This window comes from Photobacterium satsumensis, assembly GCF_050336935.1.
GTDB classification, from domain to species: domain Bacteria; phylum Pseudomonadota; class Gammaproteobacteria; order Enterobacterales; family Vibrionaceae; genus Photobacterium; species Photobacterium satsumensis.
In genome coordinates this window covers 83,599-104,435 of sequence record NZ_JAKJSK010000013.1, presented here as the reverse complement: position 1 = coordinate 104,435, position 20,837 = coordinate 83,599, and the positions used below count along the sequence as shown (strand labels likewise).

Here is a 20,837-nt window from a genome sequence, read left to right as displayed (position 1 = left end):
CTTATTATCGGCACTTTGCTGCTTAGGTTTAGCCTTGTAGGGAGAAAAAAAGAAAAATCCTGTTTGCTACACAGATTACTGTGAGATAATTTGACCCAGATTACGCTCTACGCTATTTTTCGAGCACTTAGATGAGAAATGACACCACTATGGCAGCCAAAAAACCTGAAAATATGGCCTTTGAAGCCGCACTGGATGAACTAGACGCAATCGTCAATGAGTTAGAATCCGGAGACATTGCGCTCGAAGATGCACTTAAAAAATTCGAACGCGGTATTGCCCTTGCCCGCACCAGCCAGCAGAAACTGACCCAAGCCGAACAACGCGTTGAAATCCTGCTTCAGGCAGATGACGAAGCCCCCCTGACCAAATTTGATACAAATAATGAATAACACGCCATCACTGTCGCAATCACTTCAGTTTTATCAAGCGCGCAGCAACCAGCAGCTTGGACAGTGGATTGATGCCCAGCCTTTTGCTGAGCTGCCACTCATCAAGGCCATGAAACATGGTACCCTGCTGGGGGGTAAACGTGCCCGTCCATTTCTGACTTACGTCACTGGTGAGATGCTAGGTGCCGACATTGTCGATCTGGATACGCCAGCTGCGGCGGTAGAGTGCATCCACGCTTATTCGTTGATTCACGATGATCTTCCGGCAATGGACGATGATGACCTGCGCCGCGGCCAACCGACCTGCCATATTGCCTTTGATGAAGCAACCGCCATTCTAGCCGGTGATGCGCTGCAAACACTGGCGTTTGACATTCTCGCTTCAGGCTCTCTGAGTGCTGATGGCGAAACCAACCGTGTCGCGATGATCCGCGAGCTGGCCAAGGCGTCCGGTGCCAGCGGCATGTGTATGGGCCAAGCCCTTGACCTTGATGCAGAAGGCAAGCATGTCGGACTTGAGCAACTCAAAAATATCCATCGCCACAAAACCGGCGCCCTGATCCGCTGCGCGGTTCGCCTTGGCGCACTGGCCGCTGGGGAAAAAGGCGTTGCCGTTTTGCCTCAACTTAATGCCTATGCCGATGCAATTGGTTTGGCGTTTCAAGTCCAAGACGATATTCTTGACGTAATAAGTGATACTGAAACCTTGGGCAAGCCACAAGGTTCGGACATCGAGCTGGAAAAAAGTACCTATCCTGCTCTTCTCGGGTTGGATGGCGCCAAGGCAAAAGCTCAGCAACTGTACCAACAGGCACTACACGCATTGAGTGCAATACCTTACAATACAGAACAATTAGAAGTTTTTGCCCGATACGTCATCGAGCGCAATAACTAAAAACAGCAAAGCGCCGTGAATGTTATGACACTGGATATTTCGAAATACCCTCATTTGGCGTTGGCCAACACCCCAGATGAGTTACGCCTACTACCTGCAGAAAGCCTGCCGGCTGTGTGCGACGAGCTACGCACCTATCTCCTTAACTCTGTTAGCCAGAGCAGTGGCCACTTTGCCTCTGGGCTAGGTGCTGTCGAGTTAACCGTCGCGTTGCATTATGTATACAACACGCCGTTCGACCACCTGATTTGGGATGTGGGCCACCAAGCCTACCCGCACAAGATCCTGACCGGCCGTCGTGACCAGATGCCAACCATCCGCCAGAAAAATGGGGTACACCCGTTCCCGTGGCGTGAAGAAAGCGAGTACGATGTGCTGTCCGTCGGCCACTCATCCACCTCGATAAGTGCCGGGCTGGGTATGGCCATCGCATCTGAAAAAGAAGGGCTAGGCCGTAAGGTTGTCAGCGTCATTGGTGATGGTGCCATTACTGCGGGCATGGCTTTCGAAGCCATGAACCACGCCGGCGGTGTCCACTCTGACATGCTGGTGATCCTCAACGACAACGAAATGTCGATTTCGGAAAATGTCGGTGCCCTGAATAATCACTTGGCGCGTCTGCTGTCCGGTAATCTCTATACCACTATCCGTGAAGGCGGCAAAAAAGTTCTGGCTGGTGCGCCCCCTATCAAAGAGCTAGTCAAGCGTGCCGAAGAGCACCTCAAAGGCATGGTAGTTCCGGGTACCATGTTCGAGGAGCTAGGCTTCAACTACATTGGCCCAATCGATGGCCATGATGTCGAGGAGCTAGTCAAAACCCTCAAGAACATGCGTAACCTCAAAGGGCCGCAGTTCCTGCACATAATGACCAAGAAAGGCAAAGGCTACGCCCCTGCCGAAGCGGATCCGATCAACTACCACGCGGTACCTAAGTTTGATCTGAACCAGAACCCGATCCCGAAAGCGAAAAGCCAGCCAACCTTCTCCAATGTGTTTGGCGACTGGCTGTGTGACATGGCCGAGCAGGATGAAAAGCTGATGGCTATCACGCCAGCCATGCGTGAAGGTTCGGGTATGGTCCGCTTCTCCAAAGAATACCCATCGCAGTATTTTGATGTGGCAATTGCCGAGCAGCATGCCGTCACACTGGCAACCGGTATGGCCATTGGCGGCTACCACCCGATTGTGGCGATTTACTCGACTTTCCTGCAGCGCGGCTATGATCAGTTGATCCACGATATCGCAATTATGGATCTGCCGGTGATGTTTGCCATCGACCGTGGCGGGCTTGTTGGCGCCGACGGCCAAACCCACCAGGGTGCCTTTGACATAAGCTTCATGCGCTGTATTCCGAATATGGTGATCATGGCCCCAAGCGATGAAAACGAGTGTCGCCAGATGCTCTATACCGGCCACATGCACCAAGGCCCGAGTGCGGTTCGCTATCCTCGCGGTAGCGGCACGGGAGTTGCGCCTGAACGTGAAATGACCGCCCTGCCAATCGGTAAGGGGATTGTCCGCCGTGAAGGGGAAAAAGTCGCTATCCTTAGCTTCGGCACTATGTTGAGCTATGCGCTGGAAGCCGCTGAGGGGCTCAATGCGACTGTTGCCGATATGCGATTTGTGAAGCCTCTTGATGAAGCGCTGATCCTTGAACTGGCCGCCAGCCATGATGTGTTGGTAACCGTTGAAGAAAATGCGATTGCCGGCGGTGCCGGTAGTGGTGTCAATGAGTTCTTGATGAAACAAAAAGTACTCAAGCCGGTATTGAACCTTGGCCTACCCGATCGCTTCATTGAACAAGGTACCCAAGCCGAACTTCACGCAATGCTGGAAATCGACGGTCCGGGTCTCGAAAAGCAGATCCGCGCTTATATCGACTAACCATCGCAGCGCCGAACGACGACTCAAAATACGATGCCCCAAGCAACTTCCGGTTGCTTGGGGCATTTTTTCATTCCAGTCCTACTTCTTCTCGTTTACCTTTTTTAAAATCATTCCCTGGTAACCACCCAGCGACACGTGGCTAACCCCAGGCCCAAGGCTGCCATCAAAGTTCACGGGGCGGTAAACCCCACTAAGGCTGATATCAAGCGGTTCCGCAGAGAAGAAATCAGATTGGTTTCGCTCTCTGGTCCCCCGATAAATAACGAGTCCTTCGCTATAGCGGCGGGCAATCACCCCCTGGTCGGGAAAGCCGCCGAACCAACCACTGCGCTGGAGCCAAAACCAGCCGGAAGGCTGCAGCGGAATACCGCCAATATTTGTTGCAGCCGAGTCCGCTTCCTTGCCTTTATCATCAAATACCACCAATTCAGCCCCTTCCGGAGCCGCTTCGGGAATGCCGATATCCACTTCAAGCATTGCCGTGGGTTGATAGGCGATATTCTTGCCGACACCGGCCTGATACCAGTTGCCCAGCTTGGTCTTGCCACTGTCATAGTAGTAGCTCTGGTTCCAGCTATGGTAGAAAGTCTGTCCCGGTACGTTGAAAAGGTAATACAGAGCCAACCCGGTTTTGATATCCTGCTGCCATGCCGCTGGATCCGAAGGTGAGTAGTGACTTAGCCCTCCCTTGGTGGAGGCCATGATCAGGCTCTTATCCTGCAGGGCTGCCAGTGCAAAACTATCCCAATAGCGCTGCAGGCGATCGAGCCCAATCGCTGGGGTCAGGTAGTGTTCACGCAGCCAGACATCGATAACCTCCCTGAGTTCTGGCGGCCATGGTGCATAATGCCAAAGATTGAGCTCGGAGATGTTGGCAGCCAGCCACTGGGTGTCGGTCAAGGATTTAACTTGCTTGAGGAAACCGGCAAGCTGCTTAGCGTATTCATATTCTGCCTGCTGACTCCCCGCCATCATGGCAAGCTCCCGAACCTCTCCGCCCGATACGACCGTGAACTGATTTCCCCCCAGCAACTTCGCCATATCATCGTTATACGCACCAGAGAGCCCCTGCTGTTGCCAGTCTTCCAGGTACCACTGCGCATGCAGCTTATTGAAAGTACTATCAAGGAAGTTAACCCGGTGCCAACAAGTCCCCGGCCACATATAGCCAGCCGGAATGAGCCTTGCCTGATGGCGAAAGCGCGCCGACGCCTTTGTATTGGCTCTGGATGAAAATTCCCGCGGATTAATATAACCATCACCATCGACATCATTGGCAGGATCCCAGCCGGGAATAAGCAGGCGCTGCTGACGTACCTCAAGCCATGGTGTTATTGCCAATGACTCAACCTCGGTCGGCTTTCGCCAGGCCAGCTCTAGCATCCACACCCGTAGCCCAGCGGCTAGTCCTAGTTCGCCAGAGTTTAGCTCGCGCCCCTGATACCACGGCTGAGCACTGTCCCACGGACGCTCCAATTGAAGTTGCCCTTCATACTTGATCGCCCAATCCTCACCGGACTTAATGTGCCACTCCACCTCAAGTGGCCGCCACCGGGCGACACTCCCTTCATCGTTCGTCACATGCCGGGCAATTTCAGGGAGCCCTCCCGCTTTGACCGACACTCGCTCAAACGGGTAAGAAGCAAACATCACCAATTTATCATCGGGCTCGAGCTTGATGGGCAAACGTGCCGTCGAGAACTGACCGTTGCGGATCAGCAGTAAATGATATGGGTGCCCCTCAAGCAAATAGTCCAGCCCTTTATTGGGCTTATCCATTGCCAATTGGGTATCTTCGGTAAAGTGTAGGTACCCATCTTCTACATCTATGCCCGAATTCAAGGCTCTCTGACTCAGCCAAGCTTCTTGTTTACCTGGGCGGCAGTCGAATTTCTGGGCATACATATACCCCATCGCATGCATCCGGCGGTTGATTTCCAGATCCTGCATGCTGCCAAACACCACATCGGCATGCTGGCTTTCCCACGTTTTAACTTGGTCGGCTGTATGAGGTTGACCCTGGATAACCGTACCCTGCCAGCTACCAGGTAAGACCCATGCGGTGCCGGTCGAGGGGTAAACCTGAGCCAGGCTAAGCGGTGACAACATCGCTAACCAGGCAGACCAAAAAATATTCCTTAGCACATGCAAACAGCACCTCCCTATTACCTCTAACCTCTAACCTCTCGCCCCTTAAAGAGTAGTCCATTGAATTAGAAATAAAAAAGCCGCGCAAATGCGCGGCTTTAATAACAAGGTACGGTGGGTAAGGTTACCAACCCAGCCAATGGCCCAAGCCCCACAAGGCAATCATCGCCATAAAGCCTGCCAAAATATCGTCAACCATGATCCCCAAGCCACCGTGGACATGTTTATCCAGCCAGCTGATTGGCCATGGCTTGACCATATCGAAGAAGCGGAACAGGACAAAGCCCGCCAGCACCCACTGCCAGCTGACCACTGGTGCAATAGCCATGGTGATCCAGAAACCGACAAATTCATCCCAGACAATACTGCCATGGTCATGGACCCCCATGTCATCTGAGGTTTTCTGGCAAATGGTAATACCGATCAGGGCTGCAACCACAGTGATCACTAGGTAGGCCGTAAATGGCAATTGTGCCATCAGCAAATATAGCGGGATCGCTGCCACGGTCCCCATGGTTCCCGGTATGATAGGCGAAAGCCCGCTACCGAATCCGGTAGCCAAGAAATGCCATGGGTTTTTCAGGTTAATTTTATCTTTTGGGTTTGCCACTATTTACTCCGCAAAATGATCATATCCGTGCAGTTTCCAGCTCAGCGGCTGGCTCTTGCGAACCAAGGTAATACCTTGTCCCGGCCGCAACTGGCCAATACAGGTTGCCCTCACACCACTGCGAGCTAAGGCCGTGTCAACCGCGCCCCTATTCTGCTCCGGTACCGTGAAGCACAGCTCATACTCTTCACCGCTCGCCAAGGCCAGCTGTAGTGCTGTATCGCGCTCGGGTTCGAAAGCGATAAGCTCTGGCGACAGCGGTAGTTTATCAACGTCAATTTCTGCTGCCACCCCAGATCGTTTCAGGATATGCCCAAGATCACTAATTAGGCCATCCGAAATATCCAGCGCCGACGAAGCGAGTCCCCGCAGCGCTTGGCCGGCTAAAATGCGAGGTTCTGCCTTATGGTGTCGCTCAAGCAAGGTCGCCGCCAACGCAGGATCATCAACGGTTTTCTGGCCCAAAAGCAGCGCCAGCCCTGCAGCGCTGTCGCCGAGGTTACCTGTCACGTAAATCCAGTCGCCAGAGCGAGCGCCACTGCGGGTCAGCGCTTTCCCTGTTGGAATAAAGCCATGCACTGTCAAGGTAATACTAAGCGGGCCCTTGGTCGTGTCCCCGCCCACCAGCTGGACATTGTAGTATTCCGCCAAGGCAAAAAAGCCTTTGCAGAACCCAGCCAACCACGTTTCATCCGGCTTTGGCATGGTCAGTGCCAGCGATACCCAGGCAGGCGTTGCCCCCATAGCCGCTAGATCACTGAGGTTAGAGGCAAGTGCCTTGTGGGCAATCCATGACGGATCAGCATCGGCTAAAAAGTGGGTTCCCGCCACCAAGGAATCGGTGCTAACTGCCAGTTGGCTACCATTCGGTACCTCCAGCAAAGCACAGTCGTCACCAATGGCCAACGGCACATCTTTGCGTTTCACGGCCTGGTTTTCAAAGTACCGGGCTATCAGATCAAATTCGTTTGCCATATTCTTCTTTTTATAGATAGAAAAAAGGCCAGCATTGCTGGCCTTTTATAATAGCGTTGTGATTACTTCTTGCGAAGTGATGGCGCTGCCTTGTCCAGCACACCATTCACAAACTTGTGGCTATCTTCAGCACCGAAGGCTTTTGCCAATTCGATAGCTTCGTTGATAACTACCTTATATGGTACGTCATCGCGCTTGGTCATCTCGTACATAGCAAGACGAAGTAGCGCTAGTTCCATCTGATCCAAGTCCTGTAGAGGACGAGACAGGTACGGACGCATTTTGCTGTCCAGTTCCTGATGGTTCAGCACAACACCTGTCAGCAAGTCACGGAAGTAAGCAACATCTGTATGCGGTGCTGCAAGCGCCGGGGCTTCTGCCTGGTGCTCTTCTTCTTCGAATTTATCGTCAGAAAGAAAATGTTGTTCGATATCAGCAACATTACCTTTGGTAATTTGCCAAGAATAAATTGCTTGTACAGCAAAATGACGTGCATTACGACGTGCGGCTGGTTTCACACTAACCCCCATTAGGATTCAATTTGGGACAGGACATTAACCATTTCAAGCGCGCTTAGTGCAGCCTCTGCCCCTTTATTACCAGCCTTGGTACCGGCACGCTCAATGGCTTGTTCGATAGAATCTACAGTCAGAACACCGAATGCAACTGGAGTATTGTACTCTAGAGCAATCTGAGCCAGACCTTTGTTACACTCACCGGCAACATAATCAAAATGTGGCGTACCGCCACGGATCACAGAGCCAAGCGCAACAATAGCATCATAACGATCGCTTTTAGCAACTTGCTGAGCAACAAGCGGTAGCTCATATGCACCTGGGCAACGAACAACAGTGATGTTGTCTTCACTTACTTGACCCTGACGTTTCAGAGCGTCTAGCGCACCTGAAAGCAGGCTTTCGTTGATAAAGCTGTTGAAGCGTGCGATTACGATAGCAACTTTTGCGTTTGGTGCCGCGATGGCGCCTTCAATTACCTTCATGGGCCTTCCTGTGACTATGTCTTTTCCGGTATGAGAAACCGCGGGAGTCTATCACACTTTATGCGTTATACCAATTGGCATATTCAAGCACTTTCCCGCCCCATACCAGCAATGTTTGGGATAAATATTAGAGTTAGCGTTTCGGAGAAAAGCGGGCATCTTGCCCGCTTCCATTATTCGCAAATATATTCAACCGCTTCGAGGCCAAAACCCGACAGCGAATGATAGCGCTGGGTGCTAGATGACAGCAGGCGCATTTTTGAAACGCCCAAATCAGACAGGATCTGCGAACCGACACCGACCTGGCGAGACTGATCTTTCGGGTTCAGCTTCACGCCGGGCCTTCCCTCTTCTTTAGCCGCCATATTCTGAACCTTGGTAATGACCGATTCTTGGCTTTCCGCCTTGCTCAGCACCACCAATACCCCGCCCTCGTCAGCAATACGCTTCATTGCCGATGGCAGTGTCCACTGGGTCGCACCCGAGTGAAGAATATCTTTGAATGTATCTTGCAAGTGAACACGTACCAACGTTGGCTCACCTTCTACCACATCGCCTTTTTGCAATGCGTAGTGGACTTCGTTGTCGATGGTGTCACGGTAGGTGATCATCTCAAAGTCACCGAATTCTGTTGGCAGAGTGCACTGCGCGACACGTTCGATAGTGGTTTCGTTATTATTACGGTACTCAATAAGGTCTGCAATCGTGCCCAGTTTCAGGCCATGCTGCTCAGCAAAGATCTCGAGATCCGGGCGACGCGCCATGGTGCCGTCTTCATTAAGGATTTCGACAATCACACTTGATGGCTCCAAACCAGCAAGGCGCGCAATATCACAGCCAGCTTCAGTGTGACCGGCACGAGCCAATACCCCACCTTCTTGTGCCATCAACGGGAAAATATGGCCTGGCATCACGATATCAGCCGGTGACGCATTGGCTGCGACGGCCGCCTGTACGGTAACAGCACGATCGGCCGCCGAAATACCGGTTGTTACCCCTTCCGCCGCTTCAATCGATACGGTGAAGTTGGTGCTAAATTGTTCGGTGTTATCCTGCACCATCAAAGGCAACTTCAGTTGCTGACAGCGAGATTTAGTCAAGGTCAGGCAGATCAATCCACGGCCATGGCGAGCCATAAAGTTGATTGCTTCAGGCGTGATTTTTTCCGCCGCAATGATCAGATCGCCTTCATTTTCACGATCTTCGTCATCCATCAGGATAACCATCTTACCTAGGCGGATATCTTCGATGATGTCCTTTGCGCTGCTTAGAGCCATATCGCTACCTTATTCTTGTTTATATTCTGTCTGTTTATCCAAGGAATCCGCTGCGGGCCAGCAAATCCATAGAAACTTCTGATTTTGGCTCCGCGGCCTTGTCGCCCAGCATCAGGCGCTCTAGGTAGCGGGCGATAACATCCACTTCCAGGTTGATCTTACGACCCGGCGTGAATGCCTCCATGGTGGTTTCCGATGCCGTATGTGGCACGATGGTTAGCTTGAACTCATCACCGCGGATAGCGTTAACCGTCAGACTGATCCCATCAACCGACACCGAGCCCTTCTCCGAAATGTACTTCGCCAAATGGGCTGGTGCCTTCAACCAAAACTCAATCGCGCGACCGGTTTGATTACGTTCTATGACTTCTGCCACATCATCAACATGGCCAGACACCATGTGGCCACCGAAACGTGTGGTCGGCAGCATGGCTTTTTCCAAATTAGCTTTCTGTCCCGCACGGTATTCTACAAATGCGGTACGCTTTAGTGTTTCCAACGACAAATCGGCCACATAGCCTGATCCTGTCAGTGCAACGACGGTCAAACACACGCCGTTGGTTGCAATGCTATCACCCAATTTTACATCGGATAGGTCTAGCTTGCCGGAGTCCACCGTCACAGAAATGTCTTTGCCTTTAGGGGTCAGGGCAGTAATCGTACCCACGGCTTCAATAATGCCAGTAAACATGTCAAACCTTATTCTTTGTCTGATTGAGTATATCTGCTTGGATATGGGCCTGGATGCGGGAAGTGATACGAATATCCCCTCCCACCATACGCACATCCGTCACGCTCAGTTCGGGAACCTGATCCATCGCTATCAGGCCATTGAGATCAACCAACCCGCGGCTATCGCTGCCCATCAATTTGGGCGCTTGGTACAAGATCAGCTCATCGACCAATCCGGCTTGCAACAAACCGCCCGCTAGGCCAGCACCCGCTTCAACCCAGATATGGTTAATATTGTTCTTTGCCAACTCCGCCATCAAGGCAGTAAGGTCTACTCGCTCGCCTTCTTTGATAACCAGCTGTTCAACGTCTTGTGGCCATTGTTGGGTATCGGCCTGCTTTCTCGCCAGAACCGTTTTTCCTGGTAGGCTCACCAAGCGGTGCTGCGGTGTCACTCGGTTCTGGCTGTCAATCACGACCCGAACCGGCTGACGTAATTCTGCCTGCGGGTAGGCTTTATGCACTTCACTACCCAGCTCTTGCCAGCGCACATTCAGCGACGGGTCATCAGCCTGTACTGTTGCACTGGTTGACAGAATAGCACCCGCTTTGGCTCGGTAACGCTGAACATCCGCCCTTGCGGCAGGGCCGGTGATCCATTTGCTTTCGCCATTAGCCAGCGCGGTACGGCCATCAAGGCTAGCAGCCAGTTTCAACTGGACATATGGCAGACCGGTTTTCATCACTTTGATAAAACCGGGATTCAGCGCTTCGGCGTCTGGCTCGAGCAGACCCGTTTGTACCTCGATACCCGCTTGCTGCAACATGGCAATACCACGGCCAGCCACTTTTGGGTTGGGATCCACCATGGCGCAAACCACACGTTTGACGCCAGCTTTTACCAATGCTTCGGCACATGGCGGGGTACGGCCATAATGAGAGCAAGGCTCTAAGGTGACATAGGCCGTCGCCCCCATTGCCTTTTCGCCAGCGGCACGAAGGGCATAGACTTCAGCGTGGGGGTCGCCTGCACGGTAATGATAGCCTTCACCGACGATTTCATCGCCATGGGCGATCACACAGCCGACATTGGGGTTTGGGGTAGTCGTGTACTGACCGTTCTTCGCCAACGTGATTGCGCGCAGCATCATGGCGTGGTCGATAGATGAGAACATGAGACTTCAGTATTGGTTAGAAAAGCCGGCACATCACGTCCGGCATCAATTATTTTTCCAGTTTAGCGATTTCTTCACCAAACTCACGAATGTCTTCAAAACTACGGTAAACAGAAGCAAATCTGATATAGGCGACTTTATCTAGCTCTTTCAGCGCTTCCATCACCAAGTTACCGATCATTTCCGATGGCACTTCACGCTCACCGGTCGCACGCAGGCGCGATTTGATGGTGTTGATGGCACTCTCGATATCATCGGCGCTGACTGGGCGTTTTTCCAACGCACGCTGGATCCCACCGCGTAACTTATCTTCATTGAACGGGTCACGGTTACCATTGGTCTTGATCACCCGTGGCATCACCAGCTCAGCGGTTTCAAACGTCGTATAACGTTCGCTACAGGCTAGGCACTGACGGCGGCGACGAACCTGATGGCCATCGGCCACCAGCCGAGAATCTATTACTTTGGTGTCATTGGCACCACAAAAAGGACAATGCATCTTGCCTCCTCAACTTCGTCGCACCAGTGTAACCCATTTCAATAACGGGGGGAGACTATTACCACAAAATTTCTCCTGAAAATGCCGTTATAAAAGACATAAAAAAGGGCCTGCAAGCTGCAGACCCTCTTTGAATTTGGTTACCGTCGCCAACCGACGTTGGCCATTACGCGTAAACAGGTAGGCGTTTACAAATGTCCAGCACCTTGACTTTGGTCGCTTCAATCACTTCTGGGTTGTCGATGTTATCCATCACATCACACATCCAGTTAGCCAGTTGCTTGGCATCTTCAACCGTAAAACCACGGCGAGTGATCGCTGGTGTACCGACACGGATACCAGAAGTCACAAACGGGCTGCGAGGGTCATTCGGTACGCTGTTCTTGTTCACCGTCATGTTAGCCGCGCCCAGTGCCGCATCCGCTTCTTTACCTGTGATGCCTTTATCAATCAGGTCAACCAAGAACAGGTGGTTCTCAGTGCTGCCAGAAACGATCTTGTAACCGCGCTCAAGGAACTCACCGACCATGGCTTTGGCATTTTCAACAACGCGTGCCTGGTAGTCTTTGAACTCTGGCTCCATCGCTTCTTTGAATGCCACCGCTTTTGCCGCAATCACGTGCATCAGAGGGCCACCCTGGCCACCAGGGAATACGGCAGAGTTCAGCTTCTTGTATAGGTCTTCGCCCGCATTTGACAGGATAAGGCCGCCGCGAGGGCCTGCCAGTGTCTTGTGCGTCGTTGTTGACACAACGTGCGCATGTGGCACAGGGTTAGGGTAAACGCCTGCAGCAATCAAACCGGCAACGTGCGCCATATCAACAAAGAAGTACGCACCGACTCTATCTGCGATTTCACGCATGCGCTTCCAGTCAACAATCTGAGAGTAGGCAGAGAAACCACCGATGATCATTTTTGGCTTATGCTCAAGCGCCAACGCTTCTACTTCGGCATAATCAATCTGGCCAGCTTCATCAATACCGTAAGGAATGATGTTGTACAGCTTGCCCGAGAAGTTAACTGGAGAGCCGTGAGTCAGGTGGCCACCGTGTGCCAGGCTCATACCCAATACCGTATCACCGGCATTCAATAGCGCCATGTAAACAGCGTTGTTCGCTTGGGAGCCAGAGTGAGGCTGAACGTTGGCGTACTCTGCACCAAATAGCTCGCAAGCACGGTCAATGGCTAGTTGCTCAGCCTTGTCTACGTACTCACAACCACCGTAGTAACGCTTACCTGGGTAGCCTTCAGCATACTTGTTGGTTAGCTGGGAGCCTTGCGCTTGCATCACGCGTGGGCTGGTGTAGTTTTCAGAAGCAATCAACTCGATGTGCTCTTCCTGACGCGCCGTTTCTTCCTGAATCGCTGCAAATAGTTCAGCATCATAATCGGCAATATTCATGTCGCGCTTTAGCATCTGTATCTCCTGACTCGGATTGTTTTCAGTCCTTTTTGTCTCTGTAAGCCGGTAAATAGCTTCGCCGACAAAAAGGCGGTAAACACACAAAATTGGCGAAGAACGGAAAAACCATAAAGCTAGGCGTCACGGGGACGCAAACGTTTTCGTCTCACCAGTAGATAGCGCTGTATTTTACAGAAATTGATCTAAATCAGATACCCCTAATGTGACTTTTTATTAGTATTTATTTCATTTTTGGTATGAATTGTTTTCAAGTTGTTCACTCCCTCGACATAGACAACCAAACTCAAAATACCCACATTACAAGTAATGGATGAAATTAATTTTTTACGATGGCGTAATTTAATTTGTACACCCTTAGGTGAACAGATTTGCCCCTGGCTATCACGCTCTTCATCAATGGTCTATATCATGGCGCCTCTAAACATAAGGAGTGTTGTCTTGAGCGGTTATCATCATTCACTGAAAGAAAATATCATTGCTATTCTTACCGGTACTTTCATCGTTGCCCAAGGGGTTTTCTTTCTCCAGCAAGCCGATCTTCTCACCGGTGGAACAACCGGTCTGGCCCTATTGCTCAGCCAGTTTGTCGATCTGTCTTTTGGCCAGCTGTACTTTATGATGAACTGCCCGTTTTATCTGATGGCCTGGTTCCGGATGGGTAAGAGCTTTGCCATCACCAGTATTATTTCTGGCGGACTGGTTTCGATCATTACCGATAACCTGCACCATGTACTGGAGATCAGCCGTCTCGAACCACTGTACTGCGCATTGATCGGTGGCTTGCTGATGGGACTGGGCATGCTGATCCTATTCCGCCACAAAACCAGCCTCGGCGGCTTTAACGTATTGGTCCTGTTCCTACAGGAAAAAATGGGATGGTCAGCGGGCAAGCTACAGATGGGAATTGATATCACTATCCTAGTCGCCTCCTTCTTCCTTGTCAGCCCGATGGTATTGCTGTTCTCGATCGTCGGCGCATTCGTGCTGAATTTGGTGTTGGCAATGAACCACAAGCCGGGCCGTTACAGCGGCGAGCTGAAGCCACAGGCAAGTTGATAAAATTGGCTATTGGCTATTGGCTATTGGCTATTGGCTATTGGCCATTGAATAGAGTCGCTGTGGGCTAATAATGGAATACAAAAAAAGAGGTCGCTTCCTGCGACCTCTTTTTTTCGTGCCTAATTCCCGTTCGTGCTGCTGTGCTTAATGGTTATAAGCGTTCAGCATCCACATCAACTTCTCTTGCTCGCGAATATAGTCTCCCATAATGGCAGCAGTACCCTCATCATCCGCCTCACCGGCAAGGGCCAAAATACCACGCTGCATGCCAAGAAGGACTTTAAACCCTTGCTGTAATCCACTGACACATTCATCACCGGCATGTGAATTTAGATGCTCTTTGATCTCACTGACCTGCACATAATGGGTAAAGCTGTGTGAAGGTGTCGCACCCAGTGTCAGTACACGCTCTGCCAGCTCATCAATTTTCACTTGCAGGTCGGTATAAATCTCTTCAAATTTCGCATGTAATTCAAAGAACTCTTTGCCTTTGATATTCCAATGGTAGCCGCGAGCATTCATGTAAAGTACTTGGTAGTTTGCCAATAGCTTATTGAGTTGAATCGCCAACTCTTCAGCTTTACAGCTATCAAGACCAATCATATTTTGTGTAGACATAATTCTTTCCCCCTTGGTTTTCCTCAATATTACGGACTGAGCTTCCAAGGCACCATTCGTATTGATTTATATATTCAATAAGCAAAACCTATCAATTTGGGGGCGATGGGTGCTGGGTGCTGGGTGCTGGGTGCTGGGTGCTGGGTGCTGGGTGCTGCAGAATTTTTGAAAACGCTATTAAACGTCAAGTTATTTCTTTGCTCTTCCTAGGACCTAGAACCCTCTCCTCCTAGGGCCATGTCATCTAAGATGTTTCATTCTCTGGCAAAGAGGAAGCGCGGAGTTTATACGCATAAATGAGCACTTCCGATACCGCCAGAGGATGAAACAGCGACGACAGAGACGATTTTAGATAGCGTCTTCGTCTTCCTCGCCGGTGCGGATCCGCACCACACGATCAACATCGAACATGAAGATCTTACCGTCACCGATCTTACCGGTTTGCGCGGTTTCGATGATGGTATCGACACACTGATCGGCCACTTCATCGGCCACGACGATTTCCAGCTTCACTTTCGGCAGGAAGTCGACCATGTATTCGGCACCACGGTAAAGCTCGGTATGGCCTTTCTGGCGACCGAAGCCTTTGACTTCTGAAACGGTCATACCGGTGATACCCACATCGGCTAGGGCTTCACGGACATCGTCAAGCTTGAACGGCTTGATAATGGCTTCAATTTTTTTCATTCTCATCATCCTTTGCTGAGCAAGGCGCTGTTGGCAGAAGTGTGATTGGGGATCGGCCAACGACCTGATTAATTTAAGTGAAGTATATCAAAAGCCTGATACTGAAAGATCAACGTTTCAGTATTTTTCTACCGAGAATATGACATCGTTGTCCATCATTTTCAGCAGTAGCAAGACGGAAAAGAGTAACACGCTACTGTTGAGGAAAAAGATGGCCATACCACGAAACTCGGGGCTGACTAGCTGGGGGAGATAAGGGATCAGGCTGTAGTTGAAGAACATAGTGATCGCGGGAATGAAAAAATAAAGCGGAATGAATCCCCAGCGATTTCCACGGCTTAGACCGAGTATCGCGCCGATACCGGAAAACAGGACCAAGATAGCAATATAGCTGGGTACGATGCCGACTTGATTTAAGCTAAAAATCAGGGCAAAGCTGTCGGCATATCTTACCAGGCAAATCATTACAAGTACTGCGAGGCCCTTGGCAGCCAGGAGCAGTCCACGACGTGTTACATCCATTATTATCTCTCTTCCATGAGGTAATGATATTTAGTGCCCGCAAAAATAAGCGCATATTCTATGCGGGTATTTTGTCCAGTACAACAATTATTCAATTATTGAACGATTGAATTTCTCTCCTCCATATTTAGACCTTGGTTCAGCAATAGGTTCCCTCCTGCGCTAGTAGTGAACAGTCACCAGATCGACCAGTCCCTCTAGACTTCTGACGACCCGGGTCGAGACTTTGGTATCCAGCTTCTGCCGGTTGAGCCATACCGCCTTGAACCCCAGCTCGCTGGCTGCTGTGGCATCATTAAAAGGGTGGTTACCTATATACCAGCACTCCTGTGCTTGCTTGCCACTTTGTTTCAATGCGCGCTGGAAAATACGCGGATCGGGTTTGGCGGCACCGACCTGCTCCGAGATCACCAGATACGAAAAAAACTCACGGATCCCTGTCGCTTGTAGCTTGGCTTCTTGGTGGTAGGTGAAGCCATTGGTGATAATGGCCAGCGGCACGACGTTTCGCAGCTTTTCCAGTGCTGGCAACACATCGGGGAACAAACGCCAGTATTGGCGGTAGTGGGTATAATACTCGGCAATCAGCCTGTCGGCCTGCTCTTCACTGAGTGGGCGACGGAACAAGGCACTGATCCTGGCCCGGCGCAGGCCTTCAAAATTGAGCGAGCCGGCCCGCCATTGCTGGCGCTTTTCGTCGGTGATTGCCCGCCACATGGTCTCGATGCCATCGGGACAGTCAATAATGTCATCACAATAGCGCTTGGCAAAATCGCGAATGGCGTCTTGTTCCGCCCCATCATGATCGAGCAAGGTATTATCAAGATCGAAGAAAATCATTGCACCTCCTGCACCGGCTAGGGCCGATTCAGCAATAGATGGATATCTTCAGCTTAATCATAGTCTTGTATTTAGTGCGAGATTTATTTCCCAAAAATGATACCGGTAATAAAAAACCGCTCACTAGGAGCGGTTTTTTTCATCAATATTAAGCAATTAGCTTAGCCGATATTCACTCGGGCATTGCGGAACATGCGCATCCATGGGCTGTTCTCGCTCCACTCATCAGGGTGCCAAGAGTTAGCCACAGTGCGGAATACACGCTCTGGGTGAGGCATCATGATAGTCACACGGCCATCTTGGGTTGTCAGACCGGTGATAGCGTTTGGTGAACCATTCGGGTTGTTCGGGTATTGCTGCGTCGGGTTACCGTTATTGTCCACATAGCGGACAGCCACGGTACCTGATGCTTCGATGGCGCTTAGGTGATCCGCATCGCGAACCTCAACGCGGCCTTCACCGTGGGATACCGCGATTGGCATGCGAGAGCCGGCCATGCCATCGAAGAAGACAGAATCAGATTTCTGTACTTCGACCAGGCTGAAGCGTGCTTCAAAACGCTCTGATTCGTTGCGAACGAAACGTGGCCATAGGTCAGCACCAGGGATCAGCTCTTTCAGGTTCGACAGCATCTGACAGCCATTACACACACCTAGCGAGAAGGTGTTGTCACGGTTGAAGAATGCCTGGAACTGGTCGCGAGCCTGTGCATTGAACAGGATAGACTTCGCCCAACCTTCGCCGGCACCCAGTACGTCACCGTAAGAGAAGCCACCACAAGCCACTAGGCCGTGGTACTCTTCAAGCGCAGCTTGGCCTGTAAGGATATCACTCATGTGGATATCTGTTGCTTCGAAGCCAGCACGGTCAAAGGCAGCAGCCATCTCTACATGCGAGTTAACACCCTGCTCACGCAGGATAGCCATCTTAGGCTTGGCACCCGTGTTTACCATCGAGCCGGCGATGAATGGCGCGGCAACATCTTCGTTGATATCAAAGCTCAGGTTAACGTTGAGACCCGGGTCAGTGTTGTCTTTCTTCGCTTCGAACTCTTGGTCAGCACAGGCTGGGTTGTCACGCAAACCTTGCATCTTGTGGGTCGTTTCCGCCCAGATAGTGCGTAATTCGATACGAGAGCGCTCGAGTACCACAGCATCGCCCGAGGTGATCACAACGCTATCTGACGCTTCTACACTGCCGATAACGTGCGAACATGCTTCCAGGCCATTCGCAGCCAGTACCGCTTGCACAGCATCTAGGTCATTGTTCTTAACCTGAACCACCGCACCCAGCTCTTCGTTAAACAGCGCTGCCAGCGTGTCTTCACCAAGGCCAGCAATATCGGCTTTCACGCCACAGTGACCCGCGAATGCCATCTCTGCTAGCGTTACGAATAAACCGCCGTCACCTTTATCGTGGTAAGCCACCAGCTTGTCGTCACGGACAAGGGTTTGCATCGCATCAAAGAAGCCTTTTAGCTGCTCTGCATTATCAACGTCAGCCGGCTTGTCACCCAGCTGCTTGTAAACTTGTGCCAGTGCTGTTGCACCCAGGCGGTTCTTACCGTTACCCAGGTCAACCAGAACCAGTGACGTGTCACCTTTGTCAGTGCGCAGCTGAGGCGTTACTGTCTTGCGTACGTCTTCGACACGGCCGAAGGCGGTGATAACAAGGGAAAGTGGCGAGGTCACTTCTTTGTTTTCGCCGTTCTCTTCCCACTTGGTCTTCATCGACATGGAGTCTTTACCCACAGGGATAGTCAGACCCAATGCAGGACACAGCTCTTCACCTACCGCTTTAACGGCTTCGTAAAGACCGGCATCTTCACCTGGGTGACCCGCTGGAGACATCCAGTTTGCAGACAGTTTAATGTGCTTGATATCACCGATATCGGTCGCAGCAATGTTGGTTAGCGACTCACCGACAGCTAGACGTGCAGACGCACCAAAGTCTAGCAGTGCAACTGGCGTACGCTCACCCATCGACATTGCTTCGCCGTGGTAAGAGTCATAGCTGGCTGCTGTTACCGCACAGTTGGCGACCGGCACCTGCCATGGTCCTACCATTTGGTCGCGAGCCACAAGACCCGTTACCGTGCGGTCACCGATAGTGATAAGGAATGTCTTCTCGGCAACGGTCGGTAGGCGCAGTACGCGATCAGCCGCTTCGTTAATTTCGATGCCATCACGAACAATCGCAGGACTATCCACTTTCAGCGTTGTTGCATCACGGTGCATCTTCGGCGTTTTGCCCAATAGGATGTCCATTGGCATGTCGATTGGCGTGTTGTCGAAGTGTGAGTCTTCAAGTTTCAGATCACGCTCTTCGGTTGCAACACCCACCACGGCGTATGGTGCACGCTCACGCTTACAGATAGCATCGAATGCTGCCATGTGTTCTGGCGCAACAGCCATTACGTAACGCTCTTGTGATTCGTTACACCAGATCTCTAGTGGGCTCATACCCGGCTCATCGTTGGGTACGTCGCGCAGTTGGAAGATACCACCACGCTCACCATCATCAACAAGTTCTGGCAATGCGTTAGAGATACCGCCCGCACCCACATCGTGGATGAATGCGATTGGGTTAGCCTCACCGAGCTGCCAACAACGGTCGATCACTTCCTGGCAGCGACGTTCCATCTCTGGGTTTTCACGCTGAACAGAAGCAAAATCCAAGTCTTCCGCTGACTGGCCAGATGCCATTGACGAGGCTGCACCGCCACCAAGGCCGATATTCATCGCAGGGCCACCCAGAACAATTAGGCTTGCACCGACTGGGATCTCTTTCTTCTGCACGTGCTCGTCACGGATATTACCCATACCACCCGCAATCATGATTGGCTTGTGGTAACCACGCACTTCAACACCTGCGTGAGAATTCACTTTTTCTTCGTAGGTACGGAAGTAACCCAGTAGGTTGGGACGGCCGAATTCGTTGTTGAACGCGGCACCACCCAGTGGGCCTTCTAGCATAATATCTAGCGCGTTAACGATACGCCCCGGCTTGCCGAAATCTGTTTCCCATGGCTGTTCAAAGCCCGGGATACGTAGGTTAGATGTTGTGAAACCAACAAGACCCGCTTTTGGTTTACCACCGATACCTGTTGCGCCTTCGTCACGGATTTCACCACCAGAACCGGTAGAAGCCCCCGGCCACGGTGAGATAGCCGTTGGGTGGTTATGCGTTTCCACCTTCATTAGGATATGCGCATCTTCGTTGTGGTAGTTGTACTGGCGAGTCTCAGGATCTGGGAAGAAGCGGCCCACTTTAGAGCCCGTCATTACGGCTGCGTTATCTTTGTAGGCAGACAGAACGTGGTCCGGTGTGGTTTCGAACGTGTTCTTGATCATCTTGAACAAGGATTTTTCTTGCTTAACGCCGTCGATGGTCCAATCGGCGTTGAAGATCTTGTGACGGCAGTGCTCTGAGTTCGCCTGGGCAAACATCATCAGTTCGATGTCTGTTGGGTTGCGCTCAAGCTTGGTCACAAAGCTTTCTAGTAAGTAATCAATTTCGTCTTCCGCAAGCGCAAGACCGAGCGTCACGTTTGCCTCTTCAAGTGCCTTACGGCCACCTGATAGTAGATCGACATCAGCAACAGGGGCTGGCTCTGCAACCTGGAAAAGGGCAACTGCTGAATCAGATTCAGTGAAAACAACTTCCATCATGCGATCATGGATCAGGCCTTTTAGCACAACCACTTGCTCAGCAGATAGCTCAACTGAGGCTTCGATGTAGTATGCCGTACCACGCTCCAGACGCTTAATTTGCTCAAGGGAACAGTTGTGGGCGATATCCGTAGACTTCGATGACCATGGGGAGATTGTTCCCGGACGAGGGGTAACCAGCAGTAGTAGGCCTGACGGCTCGTGCTCTGCAATCGTAGGGCCGTAAGTCAGCAAGCTTGTTAGCTTTTCTTGCTCTTCCGCACTCAGTGGCGCAGACAAGTCTGCAAAGTGCATGAACTCAGCATAAATACCTGACACAGGCAGATCCAATTCACGGCAACGCTCTAGTAGCTTATTAACGCGAAACTCAGACAGTGCGGGTGAACCACGCAAAATTTCCATGTGCGAACGTCTCTCGATTAGCAGTTGAATAAAGGTGATATTGGCCTAACCCCCGGACCGATACCGGGACAATTACGTCAATGTC

At 51.4% G+C, this 20,837-nt stretch carries 19 protein-coding genes; 4 read left to right on the top strand and 15 right to left on the bottom strand.

Annotated elements, in window-relative coordinates; genetic code table 11:
* Positions 1-149 precede the first annotated feature (149 nt).
* The 3 genes from xseB to dxs are packed head-to-tail and all read left to right on the top strand — an operon-like array spanning position 150 to position 3,171.
* On the top strand, positions 150-392 hold the full coding sequence (gene xseB, locus L4D79_RS23570; protein ID WP_255040680.1) for an exodeoxyribonuclease VII small subunit: 243 nt from the start codon (positions 150-152) through the stop codon (positions 390-392).
* Entirely contained in the window at positions 385-1,287 is a 903-nt protein-coding gene (gene ispA / locus L4D79_RS23565) for a (2E,6E)-farnesyl diphosphate synthase (RefSeq protein WP_428655014.1), read from the top strand. Before xseB ends, ispA begins: the two co-directional genes overlap by 8 nt.
* 24 nt (positions 1,288-1,311) lie before the next feature.
* Positions 1,312-3,171: a 1-deoxy-D-xylulose-5-phosphate synthase gene (gene dxs / locus L4D79_RS23560; protein ID WP_428655012.1), complete on the top strand. Its 1,860-nt coding sequence runs from the start codon at positions 1,312-1,314 to the stop codon at positions 3,169-3,171.
* An 81-nt stretch (positions 3,172-3,252) separates the two neighbouring features.
* On the opposite strand, the gene L4D79_RS23555 is transcribed toward dxs, so the two are convergent.
* The 10 genes from L4D79_RS23555 to glyA form a co-directional block, all read right to left on the bottom strand.
* Positions 3,253-5,319 carry a hypothetical protein gene (locus L4D79_RS23555; RefSeq protein ID WP_428655010.1) on the bottom strand — a complete coding sequence of 689 codons (2,067 nt, stop codon included), beginning with the start codon at positions 5,317-5,319 and terminating at the stop codon, positions 3,253-3,255.
* Between the two features lie 127 nt (positions 5,320-5,446).
* Complete coding sequence (gene pgpA / locus L4D79_RS23550; protein ID WP_428655008.1) at positions 5,447-5,932, bottom strand: phosphatidylglycerophosphatase A; 486 nt, start codon at positions 5,930-5,932, stop codon at positions 5,447-5,449.
* A gap of 3 nt (positions 5,933-5,935) precedes the next feature.
* Entirely contained in the window at positions 5,936-6,907 is a 972-nt protein-coding gene (gene thiL / locus L4D79_RS23545) for a thiamine-phosphate kinase (RefSeq protein ID WP_428655006.1), read from the bottom strand.
* 62 nt (positions 6,908-6,969) lie between these two features.
* Complete coding sequence (nusB, locus tag L4D79_RS23540) at positions 6,970-7,437, bottom strand: transcription antitermination factor NusB (protein WP_187462241.1); 468 nt, start codon at positions 7,435-7,437, stop codon at positions 6,970-6,972.
* A complete protein-coding gene (ribH, locus tag L4D79_RS23535) occupies positions 7,437-7,907 on the bottom strand; it encodes a 6,7-dimethyl-8-ribityllumazine synthase (protein WP_006646664.1) in 471 nt (156 codons plus the stop codon). The genes nusB and ribH overlap by 1 nt, the downstream gene beginning before the upstream one ends.
* 173 nt (positions 7,908-8,080) lie before the next feature.
* Positions 8,081-9,184 carry a bifunctional 3,4-dihydroxy-2-butanone-4-phosphate synthase/GTP cyclohydrolase II gene (gene ribBA, locus L4D79_RS23530; protein WP_428655003.1) on the bottom strand — a complete coding sequence of 368 codons (1,104 nt, stop codon included), beginning with the start codon at positions 9,182-9,184 and terminating at the stop codon, positions 8,081-8,083.
* A 34-nt stretch (positions 9,185-9,218) separates the two neighbouring features.
* Entirely contained in the window at positions 9,219-9,875 is a 657-nt protein-coding gene (locus L4D79_RS23525; protein ID WP_428655001.1) for a riboflavin synthase, read from the bottom strand.
* 1 nt (position 9,876) lies between these two features.
* Positions 9,877-11,031, bottom strand: a complete 1,155-nt coding sequence (gene ribD / locus L4D79_RS23520) for a bifunctional diaminohydroxyphosphoribosylaminopyrimidine deaminase/5-amino-6-(5-phosphoribosylamino)uracil reductase RibD (RefSeq protein WP_428654999.1) — start codon at positions 11,029-11,031, stop codon at positions 9,877-9,879.
* 49 nt (positions 11,032-11,080) lie between these two features.
* Positions 11,081-11,530, bottom strand: a complete 450-nt coding sequence (gene nrdR, locus L4D79_RS23515) for a transcriptional regulator NrdR (RefSeq protein ID WP_255040667.1) — start codon at positions 11,528-11,530, stop codon at positions 11,081-11,083.
* Positions 11,531-11,696: 166 nt separating this feature from the next.
* Positions 11,697-12,947 (bottom strand): serine hydroxymethyltransferase, encoded by a 1,251-nt coding sequence (gene glyA / locus L4D79_RS23510; protein WP_428654997.1) that lies wholly within the window; start codon positions 12,945-12,947, stop codon positions 11,697-11,699.
* A gap of 444 nt (positions 12,948-13,391) precedes the next feature.
* Between glyA and L4D79_RS23505 the strand changes: the two genes are divergently transcribed.
* Positions 13,392-14,009 carry a YitT family protein gene (locus tag L4D79_RS23505; protein ID WP_428654995.1) on the top strand — a complete coding sequence of 206 codons (618 nt, stop codon included), beginning with the start codon at positions 13,392-13,394 and terminating at the stop codon, positions 14,007-14,009.
* A 147-nt stretch (positions 14,010-14,156) separates the two neighbouring features.
* Here L4D79_RS23505 and L4D79_RS23500 read toward each other — a convergent pair whose 3' ends face one another.
* From L4D79_RS23500 to purL, 5 genes are all read right to left on the bottom strand, one after another.
* Positions 14,157-14,630: a Dps family protein gene (locus L4D79_RS23500; protein WP_428654992.1), complete on the bottom strand. Its 474-nt coding sequence runs from the start codon at positions 14,628-14,630 to the stop codon at positions 14,157-14,159.
* A 348-nt stretch (positions 14,631-14,978) separates the two neighbouring features.
* Positions 14,979-15,317 carry a nitrogen regulatory protein P-II gene (gene glnB / locus L4D79_RS23495; protein WP_107301208.1) on the bottom strand — a complete coding sequence of 113 codons (339 nt, stop codon included), beginning with the start codon at positions 15,315-15,317 and terminating at the stop codon, positions 14,979-14,981.
* Positions 15,318-15,434: 117 nt separating this feature from the next.
* Entirely contained in the window at positions 15,435-15,839 is a 405-nt protein-coding gene (locus tag L4D79_RS23490; protein ID WP_428654989.1) for a hypothetical protein, read from the bottom strand.
* 162 nt (positions 15,840-16,001) lie between these two features.
* A complete protein-coding gene (locus L4D79_RS23485) occupies positions 16,002-16,679 on the bottom strand; it encodes an HAD family hydrolase (protein WP_428654987.1) in 678 nt (225 codons plus the stop codon).
* A gap of 161 nt (positions 16,680-16,840) precedes the next feature.
* A complete protein-coding gene (gene purL, locus L4D79_RS23480; RefSeq protein ID WP_428654985.1) occupies positions 16,841-20,752 on the bottom strand; it encodes a phosphoribosylformylglycinamidine synthase in 3,912 nt (1,303 codons plus the stop codon).
* Positions 20,753-20,837 lie beyond the last annotated feature (85 nt).